The sequence below is a fragment of the Isoptericola luteus genome, assembly GCF_020297055.1.
GTDB classification, from domain to species: Bacteria; Actinomycetota; Actinomycetes; order Actinomycetales; family Cellulomonadaceae; genus Isoptericola; species Isoptericola luteus.
The window spans coordinates 233,461-259,182 of sequence record NZ_JAIXCQ010000003.1 but is presented as its reverse complement, the minus strand read 5'-3'; the positions used below and the strand labels follow the sequence as shown (position 1 = coordinate 259,182).

21 protein-coding genes are annotated in these 25,722 nt (G+C 73.1%); 14 read left to right on the top strand and 7 right to left on the bottom strand.

The genetic code is table 11. The features are described from left to right. Positions 1–68 precede the first annotated feature (68 nt). Positions 69–1,610, top strand: coding sequence for a family 20 glycosylhydrolase (locus LEP48_RS06155; protein WP_225564696.1), 1,542 nt, complete (start codon positions 69–71; stop codon positions 1,608–1,610). 18 nt (positions 1,611–1,628) lie between these two features. Here the strand turns inward: LEP48_RS06155 and LEP48_RS06150 are convergent, their stop codons facing one another. Continuing rightward, on the bottom strand, positions 1,629–3,506 hold the full coding sequence (locus tag LEP48_RS06150; RefSeq protein ID WP_225564695.1) for a dolichyl-phosphate-mannose--protein mannosyltransferase: 1,878 nt from the start codon (positions 3,504–3,506) through the stop codon (positions 1,629–1,631). A gap of 35 nt (positions 3,507–3,541) precedes the next feature. Between LEP48_RS06150 and rsmI the strand changes: the two genes are divergently transcribed. Beyond that, positions 3,542–4,531 carry a 16S rRNA (cytidine(1402)-2'-O)-methyltransferase gene (gene rsmI / locus LEP48_RS06145; RefSeq protein ID WP_225564694.1) on the top strand — a complete coding sequence of 330 codons (990 nt, stop codon included), beginning with the start codon at positions 3,542–3,544 and terminating at the stop codon, positions 4,529–4,531. A gap of 104 nt (positions 4,532–4,635) precedes the next feature. Here the strand turns inward: rsmI and LEP48_RS06140 are convergent, their stop codons facing one another. After that, positions 4,636–5,223 carry an isochorismatase family protein gene (locus LEP48_RS06140; protein WP_225564693.1) on the bottom strand — a complete coding sequence of 196 codons (588 nt, stop codon included), beginning with the start codon at positions 5,221–5,223 and terminating at the stop codon, positions 4,636–4,638. 126 nt (positions 5,224–5,349) lie between these two features. On the opposite strand from LEP48_RS06140, the gene LEP48_RS06135 reads away from it, so the two are divergent. The 8 genes from LEP48_RS06135 to LEP48_RS06100 all read left to right on the top strand — a co-directional run bounded on the left by LEP48_RS06135 (position 5,350) and on the right by LEP48_RS06100 (position 15,589). Further along, complete coding sequence (locus LEP48_RS06135) at positions 5,350–6,561, top strand: PQQ-dependent sugar dehydrogenase (RefSeq protein WP_225564692.1); 1,212 nt, start codon at positions 5,350–5,352, stop codon at positions 6,559–6,561. A 100-nt stretch (positions 6,562–6,661) separates the two neighbouring features. Continuing rightward, the gene (gene metG / locus LEP48_RS06130) at positions 6,662–8,284 is read left to right on the top strand and encodes a methionine--tRNA ligase (protein WP_225564691.1); all 1,623 of its coding nucleotides are present in this window, start codon (positions 6,662–6,664) and stop codon (positions 8,282–8,284) included. A 5-nt stretch (positions 8,285–8,289) separates the two neighbouring features. Continuing rightward, positions 8,290–9,210, top strand: coding sequence for a TatD family hydrolase (locus LEP48_RS06125; RefSeq protein WP_225564690.1), 921 nt, complete (start codon positions 8,290–8,292; stop codon positions 9,208–9,210). Between the two features lie 61 nt (positions 9,211–9,271). Next, entirely contained in the window at positions 9,272–10,465 is a 1,194-nt protein-coding gene (locus LEP48_RS06120) for an aggregation-promoting factor C-terminal-like domain-containing protein (RefSeq protein WP_225564689.1), read from the top strand. Positions 10,466–10,641: 176 nt separating this feature from the next. Beyond that, positions 10,642–11,955, top strand: coding sequence for a resuscitation-promoting factor (locus LEP48_RS06115; protein ID WP_225564688.1), 1,314 nt, complete (start codon positions 10,642–10,644; stop codon positions 11,953–11,955). Between the two features lie 398 nt (positions 11,956–12,353). Further along, positions 12,354–13,688, top strand: a complete 1,335-nt coding sequence (locus LEP48_RS18740) for an aggregation-promoting factor C-terminal-like domain-containing protein (protein WP_225564687.1) — start codon at positions 12,354–12,356, stop codon at positions 13,686–13,688. Positions 13,689–13,730: 42 nt separating this feature from the next. Continuing rightward, positions 13,731–14,657, top strand: coding sequence for a 16S rRNA (adenine(1518)-N(6)/adenine(1519)-N(6))-dimethyltransferase RsmA (rsmA, locus tag LEP48_RS06105; protein ID WP_225564686.1), 927 nt, complete (start codon positions 13,731–13,733; stop codon positions 14,655–14,657). Continuing rightward, positions 14,654–15,589, top strand: a complete 936-nt coding sequence (locus tag LEP48_RS06100; protein ID WP_225564685.1) for a 4-(cytidine 5'-diphospho)-2-C-methyl-D-erythritol kinase — start codon at positions 14,654–14,656, stop codon at positions 15,587–15,589. The genes rsmA and LEP48_RS06100 overlap by 4 nt, the downstream gene beginning before the upstream one ends. Before the next feature lie 40 nt (positions 15,590–15,629). Here LEP48_RS06100 and LEP48_RS06095 read toward each other — a convergent pair whose 3' ends face one another. Next, positions 15,630–16,610, bottom strand: a complete 981-nt coding sequence (locus tag LEP48_RS06095; RefSeq protein ID WP_225564684.1) for an acetylxylan esterase — start codon at positions 16,608–16,610, stop codon at positions 15,630–15,632. A gap of 313 nt (positions 16,611–16,923) precedes the next feature. On the opposite strand from LEP48_RS06095, the gene LEP48_RS06090 reads away from it, so the two are divergent. Next, the gene (locus LEP48_RS06090; protein ID WP_225564683.1) at positions 16,924–18,786 is read left to right on the top strand and encodes an ABC-F family ATP-binding cassette domain-containing protein; all 1,863 of its coding nucleotides are present in this window, start codon (positions 16,924–16,926) and stop codon (positions 18,784–18,786) included. A gap of 9 nt (positions 18,787–18,795) precedes the next feature. On the opposite strand, the gene LEP48_RS06085 is transcribed toward LEP48_RS06090, so the two are convergent. Genes LEP48_RS06085 through LEP48_RS06075 form a run of 3 tightly spaced genes read right to left on the bottom strand, consistent with a single transcriptional unit; the run spans position 18,796 to position 20,683 of the window. Continuing rightward, complete coding sequence (locus tag LEP48_RS06085; RefSeq protein WP_225564682.1) at positions 18,796–19,242, bottom strand: DUF6623 family protein; 447 nt, start codon at positions 19,240–19,242, stop codon at positions 18,796–18,798. 29 nt (positions 19,243–19,271) lie between these two features. Beyond that, positions 19,272–19,712 (bottom strand): hypothetical protein, encoded by a 441-nt coding sequence (locus LEP48_RS06080; RefSeq protein WP_225564681.1) that lies wholly within the window; start codon positions 19,710–19,712, stop codon positions 19,272–19,274. Positions 19,713–19,729: 17 nt separating this feature from the next. Next, the gene (locus tag LEP48_RS06075) at positions 19,730–20,683 is read right to left on the bottom strand and encodes a DUF6623 family protein (protein WP_225564680.1); all 954 of its coding nucleotides are present in this window, start codon (positions 20,681–20,683) and stop codon (positions 19,730–19,732) included. A 114-nt stretch (positions 20,684–20,797) separates the two neighbouring features. Here LEP48_RS06075 and LEP48_RS06070 point away from each other — a divergent pair, with 114 nt between their 5' ends. Beyond that, entirely contained in the window at positions 20,798–21,244 is a 447-nt protein-coding gene (locus LEP48_RS06070; RefSeq protein ID WP_304608325.1) for an Lrp/AsnC family transcriptional regulator, read from the top strand. Positions 21,245–21,301: 57 nt separating this feature from the next. After that, entirely contained in the window at positions 21,302–22,654 is a 1,353-nt protein-coding gene (lat, locus tag LEP48_RS06065) for an L-lysine 6-transaminase (RefSeq protein ID WP_225564678.1), read from the top strand. An 83-nt stretch (positions 22,655–22,737) separates the two neighbouring features. Here lat and LEP48_RS06060 read toward each other — a convergent pair whose 3' ends face one another. Then, positions 22,738–23,688, bottom strand: coding sequence for a hypothetical protein (locus LEP48_RS06060; protein WP_225564677.1), 951 nt, complete (start codon positions 23,686–23,688; stop codon positions 22,738–22,740). A gap of 321 nt (positions 23,689–24,009) precedes the next feature. Between LEP48_RS06060 and LEP48_RS06055 the strand changes: the two genes are divergently transcribed. After that, on the top strand, positions 24,010–25,644 hold the full coding sequence (locus tag LEP48_RS06055) for a peptide ABC transporter substrate-binding protein (RefSeq protein WP_225564676.1): 1,635 nt from the start codon (positions 24,010–24,012) through the stop codon (positions 25,642–25,644). The last annotated feature ends 78 nt before the right edge of the window (positions 25,645–25,722 follow it).

Sequence of the window (25,722 nt, the reverse complement as noted above, 5' to 3'; positions counted from 1 at the left end):
AACGTTTTGATCTTGCCGCCCCGCCGTCGTCGGCGACCGGGGCCGACCCCGACTGGAGACTGATCGCGTTGCTGCCGTTGATCCCTTGGCCCACCGTCGTCGAGGCGCCCGAGGGCGTGCAGGTGGACCTGCCCGCGGTGCGCGTCGTGGCCCCTGACGACGAGCTGGCCGCGCTGGCCGCCGAGCAGCTCTCCGCGGTGGGCCTCGTCGTCGCGTACGGCTCGCAGGACGCGGACGTCGCGGTGAACGCGGACGGTGCGGTGAACACGGACGGCACCGACGGCAGCGCCGTCGTCTTCGCGCTGCGGATCGACGAGGCTGCCGGCCCGGCCGGCTCCGACAACGCCGAGCGGTACACCCTGCGGGTGGCGGCGGGCGGAATCGAGGCGCTCGCCCCCGAGCGCGTCGGGCTGCTGCACGCCGTGCGGACCCTGCGCCAGCTCGTGCCCGTCTCTGAGACCGGTGCCGAGACCGGGGACGAGCCGGGAGACGCGGCCGGGGCACCCGGGCCGCGGACCGTGCCCGCCGTCGTCGTGCACGACGCCCCCCGGTACCGGTGGCGCGGGCTCTCCTTCGACGTCGTGCGGCACTGGTTCGACCGGGACGACATCCGCGCCGTCGTCGACCTGGTCGCCGCGTTCAAGCTGCGCGTGCTGCACCTGCACCTCACGGACGACCAGGGCTGGCGCATCGAGATCCCGTCGCGCCCGGAGCTGGAGAAGGCGTCCGACAACCAGGTGGGCGGCGGCACGGCCGGGTTCCTCACGGTGGACGACTACCGGGAGCTCCAGGCGTACGCCGCCGCCCGGTTCGTCACGATCGTGCCGGAGTTCGACATGCCGGGGCACATCAACGCCGCGACGCACGTCTACGGCGCGCTCACGAAGGACGGCGTGGCGACCGACGCCTACGACGGCATCGAGGTCGGCTTCTCGCGGCTGTGGTTCGACAACCCCGCCACCGAGCCGTTCCTGCGCGACGTCATCGGCGACCTGGCACGCATGACCGACGGCGAGTGGGTGCACGTGGGCGGCGACGAGGTCCACACCATGGAGTACGACGAGTTCGCGCGGTTCGTCGAGCTGGCCGGGCGGATCGTGCGCGAGCACGGCAAGACGCCGGTGTTCTGGCAGGAGGGCGCGCGCGGCCCCGTCGAGCCGGGCACGCTGTTGCAGTACTGGGAGCCGAAGGGCGAGGAGTTCGACCGGTTCGTCGCGGCGGCCCGTGCGGGTGCGCGGTTCATCATGTCGCCCGGCAACCACGCCTACCTGGACATGAAGTACACGCCGGAGCACGCGCTCGGCCTCGCCTGGGCGGGGCACGTCGAGCTGCGCGACTCCTACGACTGGGAGCCGACCGAGGTCATCTCGGGCCTGCCCGCCGGCGCGGTCGAGGGTGTCGAGGGCGCGGTGTGGACCGAGACCCTCAGCACCCGCGACGAGCTGTTCTCCATGCTGCTGCCGCGCCTGGGCGCCGTCGCCGAGGTGGCGTGGACCGCGCCGTCGGGCAAGGACTGGGAGTCGTTCCGCGCGCGTGTCAGCGCCCAGGCACCCGCCTGGCGCACCCGAGGCTGGGCCTTCCACCAGACCCCGCAGGTCGACTGGTCCTGACCCCGGGAGCTCACACGCTCAGACCCACGAGTCGAGGCGCATGATCGAGCGCCAGTAGTCGTACGGGACCTGCATGCCCGACCACAGCGGGTAGAACGCGACGGAGACGGCGACGACGAGCGTCACCACCACGGTGATCGCCGCGACGGCGCGCGACCGCCCGGGCCGGTGCTCCGTGCGTTCCAGCGCCACGACCATCGGGTACACGAGCGTGAGCACCACGAACGGCGTGAACACGATCGAGTAGAACGTGAAGATCGTGCGGTCCGCGACCGGCGGGGCGTACAGGAACCAGGGCAGCCACCCGGCGACGGTGCCGCTCAGGACGGCGAGCGCCCGCCCGTCGCGCAGGCGGATCCCCAGGGAGACGGTGACCAGGATCGCGACGGCACCGAGGAACCACAGCAGCGGGTTGCCCAGCGAGGTGACGGCCTCGGCGCAGCCGTGGACGGTGTCCGCCGGGCAGCCGCCCTCGCCGGCGGCGTGCTTCTCCCAGTAGAACGACGTCGGCCGCCACTGGATGATCCACCCCAGCGGGTGCGAGGCGTAGTTGTGCTCGGAGGACAGCCCCGTGTGGAACTCCCACATCTGCCGGTGGTACTCGACGAGGCTGCGCAGCGGGTCGGGCAGCCACGTGACCCCCTCGCCGGGGTGATCGGCCGCCCACTGGCGCAGGTAGGCGCCCGGGCTGCGGAACCACGACCACCACGTCGCCACGTAGACGACGACCGCCGTCGGGACGATCGCCAGGAACCCTCGCACGGCGTCGGCCGTCAGGGCGTCCTCCCACCAGCGGCCGATGCCCGCACGCTTGCGCGCCGACACGTCCCACAGCACCGTGACGATGCCGAAGACGGCGACGAACCACAGCCCGGACCACTTGGTGCCGCACGCGAGGCCCAGGCTCACCCCGGCGCCGACCCGCCACCAGCGGAAGCCGAGCCGTGGCCCGTACAGTCCGACCGCGCCCCCGGCGTCGAGGATCGCGCCCACCCGGGACGCGAGGCGCCGTCGTGCCTGCTCCCGGTCCAGGACCAGGCAGCCGAACGCGACGAGCACCCAGAACATGAGGAACTGGTCGAGCAGCGCGGTGCGCGAGTGCACGATCGCCTCGCCGTCCACGGCCAGCAGCAGGCCCGCGACCACGCCCATGAGCGACGAGCTGAACAGCCGGCGCGCGATCCGCACCAGGAGGAACACCGCGAGCACGCCGACGACGGCACTCCCGAGCCGCCACGCGAACGCACTGGTCGCGCCCCCGCCGGCCTCCATGCCCAGCCAGATCATCCACTTGCCGACGGGTGGGTGGACGACGTACGCGGCCTTCTCCAGGTACGTGAGGACGTCGCCCGCCTCGAACGCCGCGTTCGGGTCCTCGGGCCACTGGGCGGCATAGCCGAGCTCGCCCAGGGTGAAGCCGTCCTTGACGTAGTACGTCTCGTCGAAGACGAGGGTGGAAGGGCGGCCGAGGTTCCACAGCCGGGCGACGGCCGCGAGCAGCGTCACCACGAACGTGCCGGTCCATGCCCAGAAGCGGTCGCGGCGGCGCAGGTCGAGGGTGAGGCGGCGCTCGCCCAGCAGCCGGGCCAGCAGCCGGTTCTCGGTGGACCGTTCGTCGGCGGGGACCTCCGCCGTGGCCGTGAACTCCGGCCGCGGCCTAACGAACGGGTCCGGGGGGCGGACGACGGCGATCGTGCCGCCCGGCGGCGCGAACGCGTCGTGCCCCGGGTCGCGCTCGGCGTCGTGCGCGGGGCCGTGTGTGGGGTCGTGCGCAAGGTCGGGCTCGGGCTCGGCGCCCCGGACCCTGATCTCCGGCACCTCGCCGGGGCCGTAGTCGGCGGCGTGGCGTCCCTGGGGCAGCGGCTCTCCGGCTGCGGTGGCGTCGGGCTCGGTCACCCGCGCCATCGTAGGGCCGTGGGACGCTGGTCACCATGACCCCGCACCCCGACGGCGCGCACGCCGACGCCGTCAGCGCGTCCGTCCCCGCGCCCGGCGCCGACTCCGTGTCCGACTCAGTGCCCGCCTCAGTGCCCGAGGCCGCACCCCTGCCCGTACCCGGTCGGGCGCGCCCCGAGCAGGGCGCGGTGGTGCTGGCGGCGACGCCCATCGGCAACGTCGAGGACGCCTCCCCGCGCCTGCGGCGGCTGCTGGCCGAGGCCGACGTCGTCGCCGCCGAGGACACCCGCCGCCTGCACGGCCTGGCCGCGCGGCTCGGCGTCGCCGTGGGCGGCAAGGTCACCTCGTACCACGAGCACAACGAGGCGGCGCGCGCCGACGAGCTGCTCGACGTCGTCGACGGCGGCGGCACCGTCGTCGTGGTCTCCGATGCCGGGATGCCGGCCGTCTCCGACCCGGGCTACCGCGTCGTCGCACGGGCCGTCGAGCGCGGGCTGCGCGTGACGGCGGCACCCGGGCCGTCGGCCGTGCTCACCGCGCTGGCGCTGTCCGGGCTGCCCACCGACCGGTTCACGTTCGACGGCTTCGTGCCGCGCAAGGCGGGGGAGCGCGCACGGTGGCTCGGGGCGCTCGCCGCCGAGCCCCGCACCATGGTCTTCTTCGAGGCGCCCCACCGGATCACCGAGACGTTGCGGGCGATGGCCGACGCGTTCGGCGACGACCGGCCGGCCGCCGTCTGCCGCGAGCTGACCAAGACGTACGAGGAGACGCTGCGCGGGCCCCTCGCCGACCTGGCCGCCGAGGCCGACGCCCGTGCCGCCGACGGCGCCGGGCTGCGCGGCGAGATCTGCGTCGTCGTCGGCGGCGCGCCGGCGGGGGCGGCACCCAGCGTCGAGGACCTCGTGGGCGAGGTGCTCGCGCGCGTCCAGGCGGGCGAGCGGCTCAAGGCCGTCGTCGCCGAGGTCGCCACCGCGGCGGGCGTGCCCAAGCGTGACCTCTACGCCGCCGCGCTCGCCGCGAGATAGAGCACCCCGCCCCGCGAGATAGGGAGCCCGGACCGGCGAGATAGAGAGGGTCCGGGCTCTCTATCTCGCCGGTCCGGGCTCTCTATCTCGCGTGGGGGCCCTCTCTATCTCGCGGTGGAGGGCGCGAGGGAGACCCCGGCGGCGGCGAGCTCGGCGCGGGCCTGCTCGCCCTGCTCGGCGCTCACCGGGATGGTGAGGTCGGTGAGCACTCGCGTCGCGAGCCCGAGCCCGACGGCGTCCAGGGCGGTGCGCTTGACGCAGTGCGACTCCACGAGCCCGACGACGTCGACCGCGTCGACGCGGGCGTCCTGCAGCGCCTGGGCGAGGGTGCGGCCGTCGGAGTCCGTACCCTCGAAGCCGGAGTAGCCGTGCGCGTACTGGCCCTTCTTCACCGTGACGTCGGCGTGCAGGTCGGCGAGCGCCGGATGCAGCTCGGCGTTCGGCGACTCCGCGATGCCGTGCGGCGGCCACGAGTCGACGAAGTCGGGGGTGTCGCTGAAGTGGTCGCCCGGGTCGATGTGCCAGTCCTGCGTCGTCGCGACGACGGCGTACCGGTCGCGGTGCGCCGCGACGTACGCGGCGATGTCGCGGGCCACCTTGTCGCCGCCGTCGACGGCGAGCTCGCCGCCCTCGCAGAACGTCGGCTGGACGTCGACGACGATCAGGGCACGCGTGGCCGGGTTCTCGTTCATGTGTCCACTCTGCCACTGTCCGCACCCGCGTGATCAGCGCGGCAGTTCGGGATCAGGTCGGCAGTTCGAACTGCCGACCTGATCCCGAACTGCCGCGCTGATCGTGGAACGCGTCATGATCGACCCATGCGCACACCGAGGATGACGACGATCGGGCTCGCGGCCGTGCTCCTGGCCGGTTGCACCGCCGGAGCGGACGGCGGTCCCGCGACACCGTCCGCGCCGGGCTCGTCCGCCGCGTCCGGTACCGCGCCGACGCCGGCCCCGGTGCCGGCGACCGAGGTCACCACCGTCGTCGACGGCCTCGAGGCGCCGTGGGGCCTGGCGCCCCTGGCCGACGGCACGCTGCTCGTCAGCCTGCGTGACGCGGCCCGCCTCGTCGTCGTGGACCCGGACGCGGGCACCACGACGGACGTCACGGGGCCAGGGGCGGACCAGCTCGCCGTGCAGACGGTGCCGGGCGGCGAGGCGGGCCTGCTCGGCGTCGCCGTCGCTCCCGGGGACGCCGAGCGGCCGGGCGAGGTGTTCGTCTACCGCACGGGAGCCGAGGACAACGCGGTGCTGCGCGCCACGCTGGAGGGCACCGAGCTGGGCGACCTGACGACCGTCGTCGCCGGCATCCCCCGGGCCGGCAACCACGACGGCGGGCGCCTCGCGTTCGGCCCGGACGGCTTCCTCTACGTGAGCACGGGCGACGCGTCGGACCCGGCGCGCTCCCAGGACCCGGGCTCGCTGGGCGGCAAGATCCTGCGCCTGACCGCTGACGGCGAGCCCGCTCCCGGCAACCCGGACCCGGCGTCGGCCCTCTGGTCGCTCGGGCACCGCAACGTGCAGGGCCTCGGCTGGGACGACGGCGGCCGCATGTTCGCCAGCGAGTTCGGCCAGAACACCTACGACGAGCTCAACGTGATCACGCCCGGCGGCAACTACGGCTGGCCCGACGCGGAGGGTCCGGGCGACGGTGACGATGGTGACGACGGGTTCGTGGACCCGGTCGCGTGGTGGACGACGGACCAGGCGTCGCCGTCGGGCCTCGCCGTCACCGACGGCGCCGTCTACCTGGCCGGGCTGCGCGGCCAGACGCTGTGGCGGGTCCCGCTCGAGCCTGCGCCCGGGGCCGACGACGGCGGGGCCGACGACGGCGGGGCCGGCGACGCGGGCCTGGGCGAGCCGCAGCCGCTGCTCGCGGGCGAGCTGGGCCGGCTGCGCGCCGTCGCGGCGGTCACGGGGGACGACGCCGACGGGTTGTGGGTGCTCACGAACAACACGGACGGCCGCGGGTCACCGCGCGCCGGCGACGACCGGCTGGTGCACGTGTCCCTGGCACCGGTGGGGTGAGCGGACCGACCGGCGGCCACCGGCGGCCACCGGCGGCCACCGGTGGCCGGCTGACGGAATGCGCGTGTGGTGCCGGGCACGGCACAACTACGATGTCCCCATGCCCGAGCCTGCTCAGTCCTTCTACCTGACCACGCCGATCTACTACGTGAACGACGCACCGCACATCGGGCACGCGTACACGACGGTCGCGGCGGACGTCATCACCCGGTGGCACCGGCAGCGGCAGGAGGACGTCTGGTTCCTCACCGGCACCGACGAGCACGGGCAGAAGGTGCTGCGCACCGCCGAGGCGAACGGCGTCACGCCGCAGGAGTGGGCCGACCGTCTGGTCGCGGACTCCTGGGAGCCGGTGCTGAAGACGATCGACGCGCGCAACGACGACTTCATCCGCACCACGCAGGACCGGCACACGCAGCGGGCGCAGAGGTTCCTGCAGGGGCTCTACGACGACGGCGAGATCTACGCCGGGGCGTACGAGGGCCCGTACTGCGTGGGCTGCGAGGAGTACAAGCTCCCGGGCGACCTGCTCGACGGCATGGGGGAGCACGAGGGCCAGAAGGTGTGCCCGATCCACGGCAAGCCGGTCGAGATGCTCTCGGAGGAGAACTACTTCTTCCGGATGAGCGCTTATGCGGACCGTCTCCTGGCCCTGTACGAGGAGCACCCGGAGTTCGTGCAGCCGGCGAGCGCCCGCAACGAGGTCATCGGCTTCGTCAAGCAGGGCCTGCAGGACCTGTCGATCTCCCGTTCCACGTTCGACTGGGGCATCCCAATCCCGTGGGACTCCAAGCACGTGCTGTACGTGTGGTTCGACGCGCTGCTCAACTACGCGACGGCCATCGGGTACGGCAGCGACGACGCGGCGGACCGGGAGAAGTTCGAGCGCACCTGGCCCGCGGACGTCCACCTCATCGGCAAGGACATCCTGCGGTTCCACGCGGTGATCTGGCCGGCCATGCTCATGGCCGCGGGCCTGCCGCTGCCGAAGACGGTGTTCGCGCACGGCTGGCTGCTGGTGGGCGGCGAGAAGATGAGCAAGTCCAAGCTCACGGGCATCGCGCCGTCGGACATCATCGACACGTTCGGCTCGGACGCGTTCCGGTACTACTTCCTGCGCACCATCGCGTTCGGCGGCGACGGCTCGTTCTCCTGGGAGGACATGGCGGCGCGCTACCACGGTGAGCTTGCGAACGGGTTCGGGAACCTCGCCTCGCGCACGGCCGCGATGATCGGCAAGTACTTCGGCGGCTCGCTGCCGCGCGCCGGCGAGCTCACGTCGCTCGAGACGGGGCTGGCCGACGTCGCGGCGCGGGCGGTCGCGGAGGCCGAGGCGGCGATGGACCGGCTCGCGATCCACGACGCGATCGCGGCGGCGTGGACGCTCGTCGACGCGACGAACGTCTACATCACCGAGACCCAGCCGTGGAAGGTCGCCAAGCAGCCGGGGGAGACGGACGCCGAGGGGCACGGGGTGGACGGCGGCCGGCTCGCGACGTCGCTCGTCACCGCCGCGGAGGCGCTGCGTTCGCTCGCGGTGCTGCTGCACCCGGTGATGCCGAAGGCGACGGCGGCGCTGTGGGAGTCGCTGGGTGGCGAGCAGGCCCTCGGTACGCTCGACGCGCAGCCGATGGCGGGTGCCGGCACGTTCGGCGTCCTCCCGGCGGGCACGGTCGTGACCAAGGGCGCCGTGCTGTTCCCCCGCCTGCCCGACGACGCCTGACCCGCGTGGCACGCCAGCGCGACCGCGGGTTCCCGCCGGACCCGGAGCCGCTGCCCGTCCCGGTCGTGGACAACCACACGCACCTGGACGCGATCGCCGGGATCCTGCCCGACGACGTCCCGGTGCCGGGCGTGGCGGAGCACCTGGCGCGCGCGGCGGCTTCCGGCGTCGATCGCGTCGTCCAGGTGGGCTGCGACCTGCCCGCGATCGACTGGACCGACCGGCTCCTGAGCGACGTCGGCGGGCCGGCGGGCGTGCTCGGGGCGGTGGCGATCCATCCGAACGAGGCGGTGCTCCACGCGGGCGTGCGCGAGGTGGGGCCGGACGGGCTGGAGCCCGACCCGGCGTCGCACCACGCCGTCGGGCTCGACGACGCGATCGCCCGTGTGGCGGAGGTGGCCCGGAGGAACCCGCGCGTGCGGGCCGTCGGGGAGACGGGCATGGACCTGTTCCGCACCGGCCCTCGGGGCGCGCAGGCGCAGCGCGCCGCCTTCCGCGCGCACGTCGCCCTGGCCAAGGAGCTCGGCCTCGCGCTGCAGATCCACGACCGGGACGCGCACGCGGAGGTGATCGACGTGCTGCTGGCGGACGGCGCCCCGGAGCGCACCGTCTTCCACTGCTACTCGGGCGACGAGGAGATGGCGGCGCTCGCCGCGGAGCACGGCTGGTACCTGTCGTTCGCCGGCCCGGTGACGTACCCGAAGAACGACCACCTGCGGGCGGCGCTGCGCGCGGTGCCGCTCGGCCTGGTGCTGGTCGAGACGGACGCGCCGTACTTGCCGCCGCACCCGTACCGGGGCCGCCCGAACGCGCCGTACGTCGTCGCGCACACGGTGCGGGCGATGGCGGAGGTGCTGTCCCGGCCGCTGGACGAGGTGTGCGCGACGGTGTCGGCGACGTCGGAGCAGGTCTACGGGCCGTGGTGATCCCTGGGCGTCCCTTCCTCGCCCGTCACGATTCGGCTACGGTCTGGTGCTCGTGCGGAGTGTGAGCAGGTCAGCGCAGCGTGAGACGGCGCGGCGGCGTCGTCAGCCGTTGTCCGCCGGAGCCCGGAACGCCGTGCACGGCGTCGTGCTGCTCGCCCTGGCGGGTGGTGCCGTGGGCGTGGTCCAGACGCACAAGTCGGTCACGATCGACTTCGACGGCCAGGTGCGCACGGTCGACGCGTACGGCCGTTCCGTCGGCGACCTGCTGGCGTACCACCACATCGCCGTCGGGCCCGACGACCTGGTGCAGCCGGCGGCGTCGGCGACGGCGCGCGACGGCGGCGAGGTCGTGGTCCGCACCAGCCGCGACGTCACGGTCGAGATCGACGGCGAGACGACCACGTTCGCGACGACGGCGCACACCGTCGGCGAGCTCCTGGCCGCCCTCGGCCCGCGCGGTACCGAGGCGGTCACGTCCGCGTCGCGGTCCACCCTGCTCGACCGTGCCCCGCTGCGGGTGTCCACCCTCAAGACGGTGCAGGTGGCGGTCGACGGGTCGGTGCTGCCCATCCGCACGTCGGCCTCGACGGTGGGCGACGTCCTCGCGACGGCGGGCATCAGGCTCGGCAAGCACGACAAGACGTCCGTGCCGCCCGGGGCGGCGGCGGTCGACGGCATGGTCGTGCTGATCAGCCGCGGCAAGGCGGCGTCCGACACGGTCACGGAGGTCATCCCGTTCGAGACCGAGACCGTCGAGTCGGCCGACCTGCCGCAGGGTTACGAGAAGGTCCGCACGGCGGGCGTGCCGGGGGAGCGCGTCACGACGTACAAGATCCGCACCCTCGACGGCGTCGAGGTGGAACGGTCGGTGAAGTCGGAAGAGGTGACGCGCGAGCCGGTCACCGAGGTGGTCGTCGTCGGCACGCTCGATGTCTCGACCGTCAGCGTCGACCCGGGGTCGGCCAGGGCGATCGGCAAGGCGTTGGCGGCGGAGCGGGGCTGGGGCGACGACCAGTTCGTGTGTCTCGACAAGCTGTGGACCAAGGAGTCCGGCTGGCGCTGGAACGCGGACAACCCAAACAGCACCGCCTATGGCATCCCGCAGGCGCTGCCGGGTTCGAAGATGTCGTCGGCCGGTGCGGACTGGGAGACCAACCCGTCGACGCAGATCACGTGGGGGCTGGGGTACATCTCGGGCCGATACGGCACGCCGTGCGACGCGTGGGCGCACTCGGTGGCGAAGGGCTTCTACTGACCGGCGTCACACCACCGGGGCGAGCAAGGTCACTGCTGTGACTTTCGGGACATGCGGTGACAGAGCCGGGCATACTTACCACAGCGGGGGTTGGTTGCAGGTAACGATGCGGTTACGGTCTTGGGAGCCGCCGGATCGACGCGGGACCTGACAGCCAGCCGGGACCTCCGTTCGTCGTGACCGGGACGCACGACGACTGGACCCGAGTGAACCCCTCGAACGAGAACCCGACCCCGCCGACCGCACCTGTGCCGGACGAGCCCGCCACCCAGTCCGGCACCGCCGTGGCCGAGGCGCCGGCCCGTCGCCGGTGGCCCCTGATCGCCGGCCTCACGGCAGGCGCGGTCGTCCTCGCCGGAGGTGCCGCGGCCGCCTACGGTCAGGCGCACAAGACCGTGACGCTCGACATCGACGGCGCGATCAGCACCGTCGACACCTACTCCGGCTCGGTCGCCGGCCTCCTGGAGGCCGAGGGCGTGCGTGTGAGCGGCCGCGACGCCGTGACCCCGGGGGCCGACTCCGCGCTGCGCGACGGCTCCGAGATCGTGGTCCGCTACGGGCGCGAGCTCACCGTGGACGTGGACGGCGAGCGGGACGACGTCTGGGTGACCGCCCTCGACGCCGACGAGGCGCTGAGCGGGCTCGCCGCCCGCGGATCCGACGTCGCGCTCGTCGCCTCCCGCTCCGGCGACCGCGCCTCGCTCCCGCTGCGGCTCGACGCCGACGAGCCGGTCGCCCTCGTGGCGGACGGCACCACCACGGTGATCGACGACGGCAGCGTCGGGCTCGAGGCGATCCTCGCCGGGCTCGACATCACCGTCGACGGCGACGACCGCGTCCTCGTCGAGCGGCAGCCCGCTGCCGCAGGCGAGCCCGCGGTGCGGGTCGTCGTGGAGCGCGTCGACACCAAGAAGGTCACCAAGAAGGTCGACGTCGAGCACAAGTCGAAGACGAAGACCGACGACGACCGGTACGCCGACGAGGGCAGCTACGTGGCCACGAAGGGCAAGGACGGCAAGCGTACGGTCGTCTACCGCGTCACGACGGTCGACGGCGAGGTCGTCACCAAGAAGAAGCTCTCGGACAAGGTGACCACGAAGCCGGTCACCGAGGTCGTGGTGAAGGGCACCAAGGAGCGCCCCGAGCCCGAGCCGGAGCCCGCGGCGGACACCTCGTCCAGCTCGTCGTCCTCCTCGAGCTCGTCGAGCTCGTCCAGCGGTTCCTCCGACTCCTCGTCCGGCGGCTCCGCGCCGGCCGGCGTGTGGGCACAGCTCGCGCAGTGCGAGTCCGGCGGCAACCCCGCGACGAACACGGGCAACGGCTACTACGGCCTGTACCAGTTCTCGCTGCCGACCTGGCAGGCGATGGGCGGCTCCGGCCTCCCGTCCGAGGCGTCGGCCGCCGAGCAGACGCGCCTCGCGCAGAAGCTGCAGGCGCAGTCCGGCTGGGGTCAGTGGCCGGCCTGCGCGGCCAAGCTCGGCCTCCTCTGAGCGGTCCCGCACAGCACCCGGACGCCCGGGTCCGACCTTGGTCGGGCCCGGGCGTCCGTGCGTCCTGAGAGGGCTTCGCAGGTCGCGCGCCCGGGTGGAAGCGGTCCGTGAAGGTGTGGTGGCGTTCCTCACGATCGCGCCCTGAGGCAGGAAGTTGAATAACGAATCAGTTACGGTGGAGTGTCCCGCGAGCGGCAGGTGCCGATCAGGTGTATGCGCGCGGAGTCTGACCGCCGGATCGGACGGTCGAGACCGTGACGGGACCCCGGAGCCCCGCGTCGTCCACGAGACGTCGCGGCTCGGGGGTCGAGCACCCGAGTCGTCGGACCGGTGCCGCACGGTGGCCAGGAGCCCACGCTCGATCGTCGTGCCCGGAGACCACGACGAGACGGACCTTCGTGACCACAAGCCCTGACCTCTTCGAGCCCACGCCGACCGACCAGGCCCGGCCCGAGACCCCCGCCCGCCGCCCGCGCCGCCTCCTCGTCGCGGGGATCACCGCGGCAGCCGTCGTCGCAGGCGGCGGCGCGGCCGCCTACGCAGGCTCCCTCAAGTCCGTGACGCTCGACGTCGACGGCGAGCTGCGCACCGTGACCACCACCGCCGGCTCCGTCGACGGTCTCCTCGAGGCGCAGGGCGTCGTCGTGGACACCCGCGACGAGGTGACCCCCGGAGCGGACAGCGCGCTCCGGGACGGCTCCGACGTCGTCGTGCGCTCCGGCAAGCAGCTCGCGCTGCAGGTCGACGGCGAGCGGACCGACACCTGGGTGACCGCCCTCGACGCCGACGAGGCCCTCGACGTGCTCTCCGCCCGCGGCAGCGACGTGCGCATCGTCGCGTCCCGCTCGGGCGACCGTGCCAGCCTCCCGGTGGACCTGGACGTCGACGGCCCCGTCGCCGTCGTGCACGACGGCACCGCGCACGTCGTCGGCGACGGTACCGACGTCGCCGACGTCGCCACCGCGCTGGACGCGGCCGACGTCGAGCTCGACCGGGACGACCGCGTGCACGTGGCCGACGCCGCCGCGAAGGACGTCGCGAAGGACGTCGCCGCCGCGCAGAAGAAGGCCGACGAGGCCGACGAGGCCGACGAGGCCGACAAGGCCGACGGGGCCGCGACCCAGGCCGCCGCGCAGACCGAGGCTCCCGAGGTCGCCGTCGTCGTGCAGCGCGTGGAGACGAAGGACGTCACCCGGAAGGTCGACGTCGAGCACAAGACGACGACGAAGAAGGACTCGGGCCGCTACGCCGACCTGGACGCGAAGGTGACCCGCAAGGGCTCCGACGGCGTGCGGACCGTGGTGCACGAGGTGACCACGGTCGACGGCAAGGTCGTCAAGAAGTCGAAGGTCTCCGACGAGGTCACGAAGAAGCCCGTCACAGAGGTGCGCGTCAAGGGCACCAAGAAGCGGCCGTCCACGCCGACCTCTTCGGGCTCCACGCGAGACATCGGTCGCCAGATGGCGGCCGCCCGCGGCTGGTCCGGCTCGCAGTGGTCGTGCCTCGAGTCCCTGTGGACCAAGGAGTCCGGCTGGGACGCCTCGGCGCAGAACCCCTCGTCCGGCGCCTACGGCATCCCGCAGTCGCTGCCGGGCTCGAAGATGGCGACAGCCGGCGCCGACTGGCAGACGAACCCCGCCACGCAGATCGAGTGGGGCCTCGGCTACATCTCCGGGCGCTACGGCACGCCGTGCGCCGCGTGGGGCCACTCGCAGTCCGTCGGCTGGTACTGAGTCGTCGATCGCCCCGGCACCACGGGAAGTAGCATCCTGGGTATGAATCCCACCCCTGGCGCCCTGCTCGGCCCTGCGGAGATCCGCGAGCTGGCAGGGCGTCTCGGCGTCCGGCCCACCAAGACGCTCGGCCAGAACTTCGTGCACGACGGCGGCACGGTGCGCAAGATCGTGCGCGCCGCCGGCGTCGAGCCGGGGCAGCGCGTCGTCGAGATCGGGCCGGGCCTCGGGTCGCTCACGCTCGGCCTGCTCGAGGCGGGCTGCTCCGTCGTCGCCGTCGAGATCGACCCGGTGCTCGCCGGGGAGATCACCGAGACCGTGCGGCGGCACGCCCCGCAGGCGGACTTCGAGGTGGTGCTCTCCGACGCGCTCGACGTGACGGAGCTGCCCGGCGAGCCGCCCACGGCGCTCGTGGCGAACCTGCCCTACAACGTGGCCGTGCCCGTGCTGCTGACGTTCCTGGAGCGGTTCGACTCGCTCGCCACGGTCCTCGTCATGGTGCAGGCCGAGGTGGCGGACCGGCTCGCCGCGGAGCCGGGCTCGCGCACGTACGGCATCCCGTCGGTGAAGGCGGCCTGGTACGCCGACACGCGCCGGTCGCTCAACGTCAGCCGCAACGTCTTCTGGCCCGTGCCGAACGTGGACTCGGCCCTCGTCGCCCTGGAGCGTCGTGATCCGCCGCCGACGACGGCCACGCGCCGCGAGGTGTTCACCGTGGTCGACACCGCGTTCGCGCAGCGCCGCAAGACGCTGCGTGCCGCGCTGTCGGGCCTGTTCGGGTCAGGCGTCGTCGCGGAGGAGGCCCTGCGCGCGGCGGGCGTCGACCCGTCGCTGCGGGGCGAGCGGCTGGGCGTCGCGGACTTCGCGCGCATCGCCGAGCAGCTCCACCGCGCGCCCGGTCACGTGCCGGCTGCCGGCTCCGGGGGTGGGGCCACGGCGGGCAGCGTGGACGGGACGGTGGACGCATGACGCACCTCGCCGCCGCGCCCTTGCCGTCCGTGCGGGTGCGGGCCCCGGGCAAGGTCAACCTGTCGTTGCGGGTCGGGCCGGTGCAGGAGGACGGGTACCACCCGCTCGTCACGATCTTCCAGGCCGTGGCCCTGTACGAGGAGGTCACCGCTCGGCAGGTCGCGGCGGGCTCGGGCGTGTCCGTCACGGTGGACGGCCCGCACGCGGAGCTCGTGCCGTGCGACGAGACGAACCTCGCCTGGCGCGCCGCCGAGTCGCTCGCCCGGCTCGTCGGCGTCGAGCCGGACGTGGCACTGCACCTGGTCAAGGGCGTGCCGGTCGCGGGCGGGATGGCCGGCGGGTCGGCCGACGCCGCCGCGACGCTCGTGGCCTGCGACGCGCTGTGGGACACCGGGCTGTCGCGCGAGGAGCTGAGCGGTCTCGCCGCAGAGCTCGGCGCCGACGTCGCGTTCGCCCTGCTCGGGCACACCGCCGTCGGTACGGGGCGTGGGCACCTGCTCACTCCGGCGATGACGCGCGGCGAGTTCCACTGGGCGTTCGCGGTGCGCGACGAGGGCCTGTCCACGCCTGCGGTCTATCGCCGGTTCGACGAGCTCACCGCCGGGTCGGGCCACGACGTCGAGCTCGCGGAGGACACGGGCCTCATGCAGGCCCTGCGCGCGGGCGACGCGCACGCGCTCGGCGCGGCGCTGCACAACGACCTGGAGCCGGCGGCCCTGTCCCTGCGGCCCGACCTCGAGCGGACCCAGGACGTGGCCCGCGACGCGGGCGCGCTGGGCGTGCTGGTCTCGGGCTCCGGCCCGACCGTCGCCGCGCTGGCGCGCTCGCGACAGCACGCGCTGGCCGTCGCGGCGTCGTGGACGGCGGAGGGCGCCGCCGACTCGGTGTGGTGCACCTCGGGGCCCGCTCACGGAGCCCGCCTCCTGCCCTGAGCCCGCCGCGCCCTGCTCACGCACGTTGCGAGAGCCTGGGCTACAGGTGCTTGGCCAGCCAGGCGAGCGTGGGCGCGAACCGGTAGGCCTGACCGCCCTCGTGCTGGTTGTACGGGTACACGTCGATCGTCCGCTCGGCGCCGCCCGCCAGGGAACCCCAGGCGTTGTACGCGGCGTAGACGGTCGACGGCGGGCAGACGCCGTCCATGAGCGCGACCGAGAACAGCCCGGCCGCGCGGGCACGCCGCGCGAACGAGACGCCGTCCAGGTACGACAGCGTGCGCCACACGACGTCCTCCTGGCCGCGGTGCACCGAGAGGTACTGGGTGATCTCCCCGTAGGGGAAGGCGTCCGTGATCTCCACGGCCCGGCGGTAGTGGCACAGGAACGGGACGTTCGGCACGGACGCCACGACGTCGGGCACGAGGCCCGAGACGGCGACGGCGATGCCGCCACCCTGGCTGGTGCCCATGACGGCGACCCGCCCGGGGTCGATGCCGTCGACCTGCCGCACGGCGTCCACGGCGCGCACGCCGTCGGTGATGACACGGCGGTAGTAGTGGTCGTGCGGGTCCGCGATGCCGCGCGTCATGAACCCCGGCGTCGCGGGGCCGCTGCCCACCGGGTCGGGGGTGTGGCCGCCGGAGCCCCAGCCCGCGCCCTGGCCGCGCGTGTCCATGACGAGGTGCGCGTACCCGGCGGCGGCGAGGCCGAGCTGCTCGTGCGGCAGCCCGCGGCCGCCGCCGTAGCCCACGTACTCGACGGCGACGGGCAGCGGTCCCTGCGCGCGGGCGGGGCGCACCAGCCAGCCCTTGATCGGGTGGCCGCCGAAGCCGGGGAAGGTCACGTCGTCCACCACGAGCTCGGTCAGGCCGGCGTCCACCCGCTCCAGCACCGGCGCACCGCCGTAGCCGCGCGCCTCGGCGAGCGTCTCCGACCAGAACGTGTCGAAGTCGGTGGGCTCGTCGATCGAGGGCTGGTACGCCTCGAGCTCGGCGCGGGACAGGTCGAACTGGGCCATCGGTCCTCCGGGTCGTCGGTCGCTCCGACGGAACTCTAGCGGCGCGGGACCGGCCTGCGGTGCGTCGGGGGCGGTCCGGGCTGTTCCCGCTCAGCGGGTTCTTCCCGGTCAGCGGGAGGGTCCCGGACGGGCGGACCGTCGACCGCTGAGAGGTTGCCAGTCCTGCTCGGGCGACAGGTGTCGGGACGACAACGTCGGGGCTGCCGCCGGCCCTGGAGAAGCCGTCCCGCTCGTGCGCTCGGCCGTTGCGAGCCCTCGGCCGTTGCGAGCGCTGCGGTGACCGCCACCTCCGCGCGTTGTCTACCCTCGGGGAGTGGCACATCTTCTCGGGGCTGACGGCATCGCACTGACGATCGGCACCCGCACCCTCCTGTCCGACGTCTCCCTCGGCCTGGACGACGGCGACCGTATCGGCGTCGTCGGCCCCAACGGGGCCGGCAAGTCCACCCTGCTGCGCCTGCTGGCCGGCACCCAGGCGCCCGACGCGGGCCGCGTCACGCGGGTGGGCGGGTCGCGGCTCGGCATGCTCGTCCAGCGGGACGACGCCGACGACGCGGCGACGATCCGCGACCTCGTCCACGGCGACGACGCCACCCACGCCTGGGCCTCCGACGCACGGATCCGCACCGTGCACGCCGGGCTGCTGTCCGACCTCGACCTGGACCAGCCCGCCACCACCCTCTCCGGCGGCCAGCGCCGCCGCGTCGCGCTCGCCGCGCTGCTCGTCGAGGACCCCGACGTGCTGCTCCTCGACGAGCCCACCAACCACCTGGACGTCGAGGGCGTCGCCTGGCTCGCCGAGCACCTGCAGGCGCGCTACGGACGCCCCGGTGCGAGCGGCGCGCTCGTCGTCGTCACGCACGACCGCTGGTTCCTCGACGCCGTCTGCTCCCGCACCTGGGAGGTGCGTGGCGACGGCACCGGCGCCGTCGACGGGTACGACGGCGGGTACGCGGCCTACATCCTGGCGCGTGCCGAGCGGTCCCGGCAGGCCGCCACCGCCGCAGAGAAGCGCAACAACCTGCTGCGCAAGGAGCTCGCGTGGCTCAAGCGCGGCGCCCCGGCGCGCACCTCCAAGCCGAAGTTCCGGCTCGACGCCGCCGCCGCGCTCATCGACGACGAGCCGCCGCCGCGCGACACGCTCGAGCTCACGCAGATGGCCACGCGCCGGCTCGGCAAGGACGTGCTCGATCTCGAGGACGTCACCGTCACCGTCCCGGCCCGTGACGACGCCGGCGCACGCCGCGTGCTCCTCGACGACGTCACCTGGCGGCTCGGCCCCGGCGACCGGTACGGCGTCGTCGGCGTCAACGGCTCCGGCAAGACGACGCTCCTGGCCCTCCTCGCCGGCCGTCGCCAGCCGGACTCCGGCCGCGTGCGGCGGGGCAAGACGGTGCACGTCGCCGAGCTCACCCAGGACGTCGGCGAGCTGGACGACGTCGCGCACCTCACCGCCGTCCAGGTGGTCGACCGCGAGAAGCGCACCGTCGTCATCGACGGCAAGGAGCTCACCGCCGGCCAGCTCACCGAGCGCCTCGGGTTCACCCGCGAGCGCGCGCACACCATCGTGCGCGACCTGTCGGGAGGGGAGCGGCGTCGGCTCCAGCTCCTGCGGCTGCTCGTCTCCGAGCCCAACGTGCTGCTCCTCGACGAGCCCACCAACGACCTCGACACCGACACGCTCGCGGCGGTCGAGGACCTGCTCGACGGGTGGCCGGGCACGCTGATCGTCGTCTCCCACGACCGTTACCTGCTGGAACGGGTGTGCGACCGGCAGTGGGCGTTGCTGGGAGACGGCGCGCTGCGTGACCTGCCCGGCGGCGTCGAGCAGTACCTGTCGTTGCGTCGTGCGGACCAGGCCGCCTCCTCGCGGGGCGGTGACGTCGCGTCGCGGGGCCCGTCCGTGACCGCCACGGAGGACGCCTCCTCGTCCGGCCCGGCTCAGGAGCCGGCGGCTTCCGCAGCGGAGGTGCGGGCGGCGCGCAAGGAGATCGCGCGCGTCGAGCGGCGGCTGGCCAAGGTGGCCGACGAGGAGAAGCGGCTGCACGAGAAGATGGCGGCCGACCCCACGGACTACGAGGGCGTCGCGACCCTCGACGCGCGGCTGCGCGAGCTCGCCGCGGAGAAGGAGGAGCTGGAGATGGCGTGGCTCGAGGCCGCCGAGGTCGCCGGCTGACCACCCGGATCACCCGAAGAAGTCGACCCCCGCGGAGGCGAGCTCCAGCGTGTTCTCGGCGTCCGACGCCCCGCTGAACGCCACACCCAGCGTGACGCCCACGCCCCAGAGCACCTCGGGTCGGCCCGGGACCGGCCACCGCAGCATCTCCCAGCCCGTCGGGGCGACGGACAGCCCGTCGTGCGCCGCGACCCGGCGTTCGCCGTCGAACACGTGCACGTGGGTGACCCTCGCCCCCCGCCCGGCGGACTTCAGCCGCACGAGGGCCGAGTCGATCGTGAGGCGGTCGTCGTCCACGATCACCGGCGTGGGGATGCCGAAGTGGAACCAGTTCGTGCTCCCGGCGCGGCCGATCGTGCGGATGAAGAAGCCGGCGCGCCACTCGCTCACCAGAGCCGACGGGTTCTCGACCGCCATCGAGTGGCCGTGTGCCCACATCGCGTGGTTGATAGGCATGGTCGTCGTCCTTTCTTCAGAGCGCCCGGTCACCCGAGGCGGCGGAGCGTGTCGGCCGACAGGGACCGCACGAGCTCGGACGGGCTCGCGGTGGACAGCCTGCGCAGCCGGTCGGCCAGCGCGGAGGGCACGGCGCCCTCCAGGGAGCGGATCACGAGCTTGTCGACGGCGACGTCGCCGCGGCCCACCAGCTTCTCCGCGATGCCCGCCCGTTCACGGGGCGGCAGGTTCGTCAGCGCCGACGCCGAGGCGGCCCGCAGGATCGGGTCGTCGGCCGTCGCGGCCTCCACCACGACGTCCGCGCCGCCCAGCAGGCTCGCCAGGTAGACGGCCTTGCTGGCCCGCAGGGGGTTCTCGTCGTGCGCCAGCTCGCGCACCGTCGGCAGGTCGTCCGGCGTGAGCCGTGCGGCGATTGCGTCGTACTGCGTCTCGTCGGCGTCCAGGAGTCGGCGGAGCTCGTCGAGGGTCATGGCTGGTCCTTCCTCGCTCACGGTGCCTGGGTGAGCCCGCTCGCCACCATGGTCGACGCCTCGGAGGCGACCAGGTCCGGCGGTGGGTTCGTGATGTTGTCGGTGCCGCCGCCCATCATCAGGCGGTCGGCCGGGCTCACGTGGTTCAGGCCGAGCACGTGCCCGACCTCGTGCGCGAGCGTCCACCGGCTGGCGCCCGACGCGACGACCGCCCCGGGCCGGCCCGACGGATGAGCCGCGCAGCCGTTGAGCGGCGGGTTGGTGGCCCGGACGAAATAGACGACGACGTCGTTGCCGCCCGCGCCGTTGCGGTTCCCGAAGAGCGTCGACTGCTCCGCCGTGGACTGGCCGCGCCGGCACTCGCCGGTATCGACGACGTCGAGGTCCGGCAGGTTCAGCGTCTCGTCCGACGCCCGGACGACGCGGATCCCCGCGTCCGCGTACACCTGCTGCATGCCCGCGACCATCTGGTCGATCGTGAACCGGGTCGGGGCGGTGAGCGTCTTGACGTGCAGCCGCACCGTCTCCATGAGGGTCAGGTCGCAGCCCGCCGACGCGATCTCGATCGTGTTCTCCGCGTCCGAGTGGCCCGCGAAGCGCACGCCCAGCGTGATCCCCAGCCCTTCGACCACGTCGGGGTGCTCCGGGACGTCGAAGCGCTCCATGCCGAAGGCGGACGGGGACAGCGACAGCCCGTCGTGGGCGGCGATGCGTCGCGCACCGTCGAACACGTGCACGTTGGTCACCGTCGCACGTCGCGAGCCGCACCGGAGCCGCACGAGTGCGGAGTGCACCATCTGCCTCTTGTCGTCGACGATCACCGGGGTGGGCACCGGCAGGTGCAGCCAGTTGGTGGTGCCCGGCCTCCCCACGAGGCGGGAGAAGAACCCCGCACGCCACACCTGTGCCATGCGCTCCGGGTTCTCGATCCGCACCTGGTGACCGTGGACCCACATCGCGTGTGTGAGCATGGTGTTCCTCCAAGCCTCGCGCTCGGGGCGGCAGGATGCCGCCACTGGGAGAGACGTGCGCCAGGCGGCTTCCGGACCCGACGGTCGGGTGAACCGGGGATGAAAGGTCGTGCGATGCTCCAGGACGACGTCGACCGGGTGCTCGTGCGCGCCCTGCAGACGGACGGCCGTGCGACGCTCTCCGCGCTCGCGTCGGCGTCCGGGCTCTCCCAGTCCGCCGTGCAGGCGCGGGTGCGCAAGCTCGAGGCGCGCGGCGTGATCACCGGGTACCGCGCCGTCGTCGACCCGGAGTCGGTGGGGCTGCCCATCACCGCGTACGTCGAGATCGCGCCGCTCGACCAGTCCCAGGAGGACGACGCGCCCGAGCGGCTGCGGGGCGTCGCCGGCATCGAGGCGTGCTGGTCGGTGGCCGGGAACGCCAACTACCTGCTGCTCGTGCGCGTGCCGTCGCCCAGCGCGCTGGAGGACCTGCTCGGCGTCATCCGCCGCGAGGCGCGGGTGTCCACGCGCTCCACGATCGTGCTGCGGACGTACTTCGAGGGACACGCAACCCTCAAGTAGCGGAACGTTTGCGGTGCAACCCTGGTTCTACCGGAGAATTTCCTTTACGGTCGCTCTATGACCGAGACAATCTCTCAGCGCCCTGCCTCCAGCGTCGGTGGCCCGATCGAGGCCACCGCCGTCCTCGAGTCGCTGCGCGAGCACCTGCTCGTCGACGGGTTCGACCTGGTGCTCGACCTCGAGCACTCGCACGGCTCGACCATCGTCGACGCCCGCGACGGCCGCGAGTGGACCGACCTGTTCACCTTCTTCGCCTCCAACCCCCTGGGCATGAACCATCCGGCACTGTTCCGCGACCCGATGTTCCGCGAGGAGCTCACCCGCGCCGCGATCAACAAGCCGTCCAACTCCGACGTCTACACCGTCGAGCTCGCCCGCTTCGTCGACACGTTCGCGCGCGTCCTCGGCGACCCCGCCCTGCCGTACCTGTTCTTCGTCGACGGCGGAGCGCTCGCCGTCGAGAACGCGCTCAAGGTCGCGTTCGACTGGAAGTCGCGGTGGAACGAGGCCCACGGCCGTTCGCCCGAGCTCGGCACGCGCGTGCTGCACCTGCAACACGCGTTCCACGGTCGCTCCGGCTACACGATGTCGCTGACCAACACCGAGCCTGGCAAGGTCGCCCGGTTCCCCAAGTTCGACTGGCCGCGCATCAGCTCGCCCTACCCCGGGCACGACGCCGACGGCACGCCCCGCGACGTCGAGGCCCTGGAGGCCCGCGCGCTCGCCGAGGCCCGGGCCGCGTTCGAGGCGCACCCGCACGACATCGCGTGCTTCGTCGCCGAGCCGATCCAGGGCGAGGGTGGCGACCACCACCTGCGCCCCGAGTTCCTGCAGGCGATGCAGGCGCTGTGCCACTCGTACGACGCGCTGTTCGTGCTCGACGAGGTGCAGACCGGCGTCGGCATGACCGGCACCGCGTGGGCCTACCAGCAGCTCGGCGTGCAGCCCGACGTCGTCGCCTTCGGCAAGAAGGCGCAGGTGTGCGGCGTCATGGCCGGCGGGCGCGTGGACGAGGTGCCGGACAACGTGTTCCACACCTCGTCGCGCATCAACTCCACCTGGGGCGGCAACCTCGCCGACATGGTGCGCTCGCGCCGCATCCTGGAGGTCGTCGAGGCGGAGGGCCTGATCGAACGGGCCGCCCGTGTCGGAGCGGGCCTGCTCGCCCGGCTCGAGGGCCTGGCGGCCGAGCACCCCGGCGTCGTCACCGACCCGCGCGGGCGCGGGCTCATGTGCGCGGTGTCCCTGCCGTCGCGCGAGGCACGCGACGCGGCGCTCGCCGGACTGCACGACGCCGGGTTCCTCATCCTGGGGTGCGGCGAGCGGTCGGTGCGGTTCCGGCCCGCGCTGACGGTCGAGGAGTCCGTGCTGGACGCCGCCGTCGCCGCCCTCGACCGCGTCGTCGGCTGACACCGGCTGATCAGTGCGGCAGTTCGTGATCACGGCGGCAGTTCGAACTGCCGCACTGATCACGAACTGCCGCCCTGACCGGGTCAGGAGCGGCGGGCCGGCGGAAGGGGCAGCAGCGGGTTGACGCGTGCCGCGCGGCGGACGTCCGGCGGGAACAGGGCCAGGAGGCGTTCGGCGGAACGTCGGGGGTCGACGGCGTCGCGCGCCACGAACCGCCGCGGTCGCACACCGAGGTGCTCCGTGATCGCGTCCTCGCGCACCTTCTCATCGAACAGGGCGCGCTCGGCGTCGTAGCCCGGCCCGAACTCCCCGTCGCGGTACTTGATCCGCCCGTCGAACTCGGCGAGAACCCGGTGCTCCACCCATGCGAGGTCGACGAAGTACTTCCCGACCGGGGTGCGCACCTCGAACTGGGTCTCCGGCCGCGGCAGCCCGAGACGCAGCACCAGGTAGCGCAGCCACGTCTCCCACGGTGGCATGGCGCCGCCGTCGGCGGACCTCAGGACCAGCAGCCCGCGGGCCCGACCGTTGCGGCGTCGCCGCGCGAGCACGGCGGCGACGGCCTCGTCCCGGTCGAGCCCGTGTGCCAGCGCCCAGTCCGCGACGACGAGGCCTTCGAGGGGGTGCAGGGTGGTGACGCAGTCGACGACCGTCCGGACGAGGTCGGTGACCGGCAGGCCGTCCACCTCCACCCACCGGTCGGGCAGCCCGCGGTGCCGCACGATGTCCCGGGCCGAGCGGGAACTCGCGCTCGAGCGCTGCAGCAGGTGCGTCGTCGTCGGCGCGGACCAGAGCGGCACCCCCCGGACCAGGGCGGCGCTGACGTGGCTGAACACGTGCCGCGCGCCGAGCTGCTGGTGGGTCGCGCGGACGTGGTCGAGGGCCAGCCGATGCGCCCGGCCGCGCGGCGGGTCGCCGTCCGAGGGGCGGTAGGCGCCGCGCCGCACCCGCTCGAGCGCGCCGTCGGCCATGGCCCGGCGCAGTGCGGCGCGGTCGTGCTCGCGGGAGATGAGGAGGCGTGCGGCGTCGTTCATGGGCTGCAGCGTGCCCGGGGCCGGCCGGGCTCGGGCCCTGGTCGGGCACGTCTGTGGACGGCCCAGCGCTGTGGACGGCGTCGAAGGCTGATCAGTGCGGCACTTCGTGATCAGGGCGGCAGCTCGAACTGCCGCACCGATCACGAACTGCCGCCGTGATCGCCGGGAAGCCGCGGCGCACGGCGACACGGGCGATCGTTACACATCCTTAACAGTGATTTTCACCACGAGGCATCATGATGGCGATATGTTCCACGGCAATGCCGCCGTGGAGCGGTGACGAGTGGGGAGACGCCGGTGAAGATGGGGCGATGGACCGTCGTGACTGCGACGACGGCGACGATGACGCTGGTCCTGGCTGGCTGTTCCGGTGGGGGCGGCGACGAGGACGACGGCGGCGGTGGCGGTGGCGAGGGTGCCACGGTCAACCTGTCGCTCGGGCAGGACGTCGAGACGCTGCTGCCGATGGACTCCAACGTCGGGGACAACATCTCCGTGCTCGACGTCGTCTACGACGGCCTGGTGCGGTACGACCCGGAGACCACGGAGCCGTACAACTACGTGGCCGAGAGCGTCGAGTCGAGCGACAACACGGTCTGGACCATCAAGATCAAGCCGGACCTGACGTTCCAGAACGGCGAGCCGGTCGACGCGAACGCGTTCGCCCGCGCCTGGAACTACGCGGCCTACGGCCCCAACGCGATGGCGAACAACTACTTCTTCGAGCGCGTCGCCGGCTACGACGAGATGCAGGGCGAGACGGACGACGACGGCAACGTCGTCGAGGAGCCGGCCGCCCAGGAGCTCAGCGGCCTGAAGGTCGTCGACGACCTCACCCTCGAGGTCACGCTCATCGGCCCGTTCGCGGGCTTCGCGACCATGCTCGGCTACACGGGCTTCTTCCCGATCGCGCAGGAGTGCCTCGACGACATCGAGGCGTGCTCCGTCAAGCCCATCGGCAACGGCCCGTTCCAGGTCTCCGAGTGGAACCAGGGGCAGAACCTCACGGCCAGCCTGTGGGAGGGCTACACGCTCGACGAGGCGCCCACCACCTACGACACCATCGAGTGGACCGAGTACGCGGGCGAGTCGAGCTGGCCCGACTTCCAGGCCGGCGTGCTCGACCTCGGCAGCCCGCCGCCGGCCGAGCAGGCCGCGGCCGAGTCCGACCCCGACCTGCAGGAGCGCTACCTGGAGGGCCCGGGCGCGGCGCTCACCTACCTGGCCTTCCCGCTCTACAAGGACGGCCCCTGGACGGACATCGAGTTCCGCAAGGCGATCTCGATGGCGATCGACCGGCAGGGCATCATCGACGCCCTCCTCCCCGGCCAGCGCGTGCCCGCCGACAGCTGGGTCGTGCCGGACGGCGTCCCTGGCGGCGAGGCCGGCACCTGCGAGTGGTGCACGTTCGACGCCGACGCGGCGAAGGCGGCCCTCGAGAAGGCCGGCGGCTGGCCCGAGGGCGAGACGCTGACCATCCACCTCGGCCAGGACGAGACGGAGGAGCAGCTGTTCAAGGCGGTCGGCGACTCCATCCAGCAGGTCCTGGGCATCCCGTACACCCTCGACCCGACGCCGGACTTCTTCGCGAACCGCAGCGACCGGGCGTTCACCGGGGCCTTCCGGTCCAACTGGTTCCCGGACTACCCGCTGAACGAGAACTATCTCGCACCGGTCTACGCCAGCGGGGACGCGGAGAACGGCAACACGAACTTCGGCTACTACGGCGAGGAGTTCGAGGCCGCGATCAAGGCCGGCGACGAGGCGCCCACGCTCGAGGAGGCGGTGACCCGCTACCAGGAGGCCGAGGCCGCGCTGGCCACCGACTTCCCGACCGTACCGCTCGTGTTCTCCGTGAACTCGTACTACTACAGCGAGCGGCTGTCGAACGTCGTCCTCGACCCGTTCAGCGGTGAGCCCAAGCTGCGCATCCTGGAGGTCAGCGACGCCATGTGACTCACCGCGGTCGGGCTCGTCGAGACCCAGGAGTGGTCTCGGCGAGCCCGGCCGGCGTCGTCGATCCGCACCACCAGA

Excerpts from the sequence above, each read along its gene's own strand:
- rsmI (WP_225564694.1), top strand. The coding sequence starts at position 3,542 with ATGACCCCGCACCCCGACGGCGCGCACGCCGACGCCGTCAGCGCGTCC.
- LEP48_RS06140 (WP_225564693.1), bottom strand. The coding sequence starts at position 5,223 with ATGAACGAGAACCCGGCCACGCGTGCCCTGATCGTCGTCGACGTCCAG.
- LEP48_RS06135 (WP_225564692.1), top strand. The coding sequence starts at position 5,350 with ATGCGCACACCGAGGATGACGACGATCGGGCTCGCGGCCGTGCTCCTG.
- metG (WP_225564691.1), top strand. The coding sequence starts at position 6,662 with ATGCCCGAGCCTGCTCAGTCCTTCTACCTGACCACGCCGATCTACTAC.
- rsmA (WP_225564686.1), top strand. The coding sequence starts at position 13,731 with ATGAATCCCACCCCTGGCGCCCTGCTCGGCCCTGCGGAGATCCGCGAG.
- LEP48_RS06100 (WP_225564685.1), top strand. The coding sequence starts at position 14,654 with ATGACGCACCTCGCCGCCGCGCCCTTGCCGTCCGTGCGGGTGCGGGCC.
- LEP48_RS06095 (WP_225564684.1), bottom strand. The coding sequence starts at position 16,610 with ATGGCCCAGTTCGACCTGTCCCGCGCCGAGCTCGAGGCGTACCAGCCC.
- LEP48_RS06085 (WP_225564682.1), bottom strand. The coding sequence starts at position 19,242 with ATGCCTATCAACCACGCGATGTGGGCACACGGCCACTCGATGGCGGTC.
- LEP48_RS06080 (WP_225564681.1), bottom strand. The coding sequence starts at position 19,712 with ATGACCCTCGACGAGCTCCGCCGACTCCTGGACGCCGACGAGACGCAG.
- LEP48_RS06075 (WP_225564680.1), bottom strand. The coding sequence starts at position 20,683 with ATGCTCACACACGCGATGTGGGTCCACGGTCACCAGGTGCGGATCGAG.
- LEP48_RS06070 (WP_304608325.1), top strand. The coding sequence starts at position 20,798 with ATGCTCCAGGACGACGTCGACCGGGTGCTCGTGCGCGCCCTGCAGACG.
- lat (WP_225564678.1), top strand. The coding sequence starts at position 21,302 with ATGACCGAGACAATCTCTCAGCGCCCTGCCTCCAGCGTCGGTGGCCCG.
- LEP48_RS06060 (WP_225564677.1), bottom strand. The coding sequence starts at position 23,688 with ATGAACGACGCCGCACGCCTCCTCATCTCCCGCGAGCACGACCGCGCC.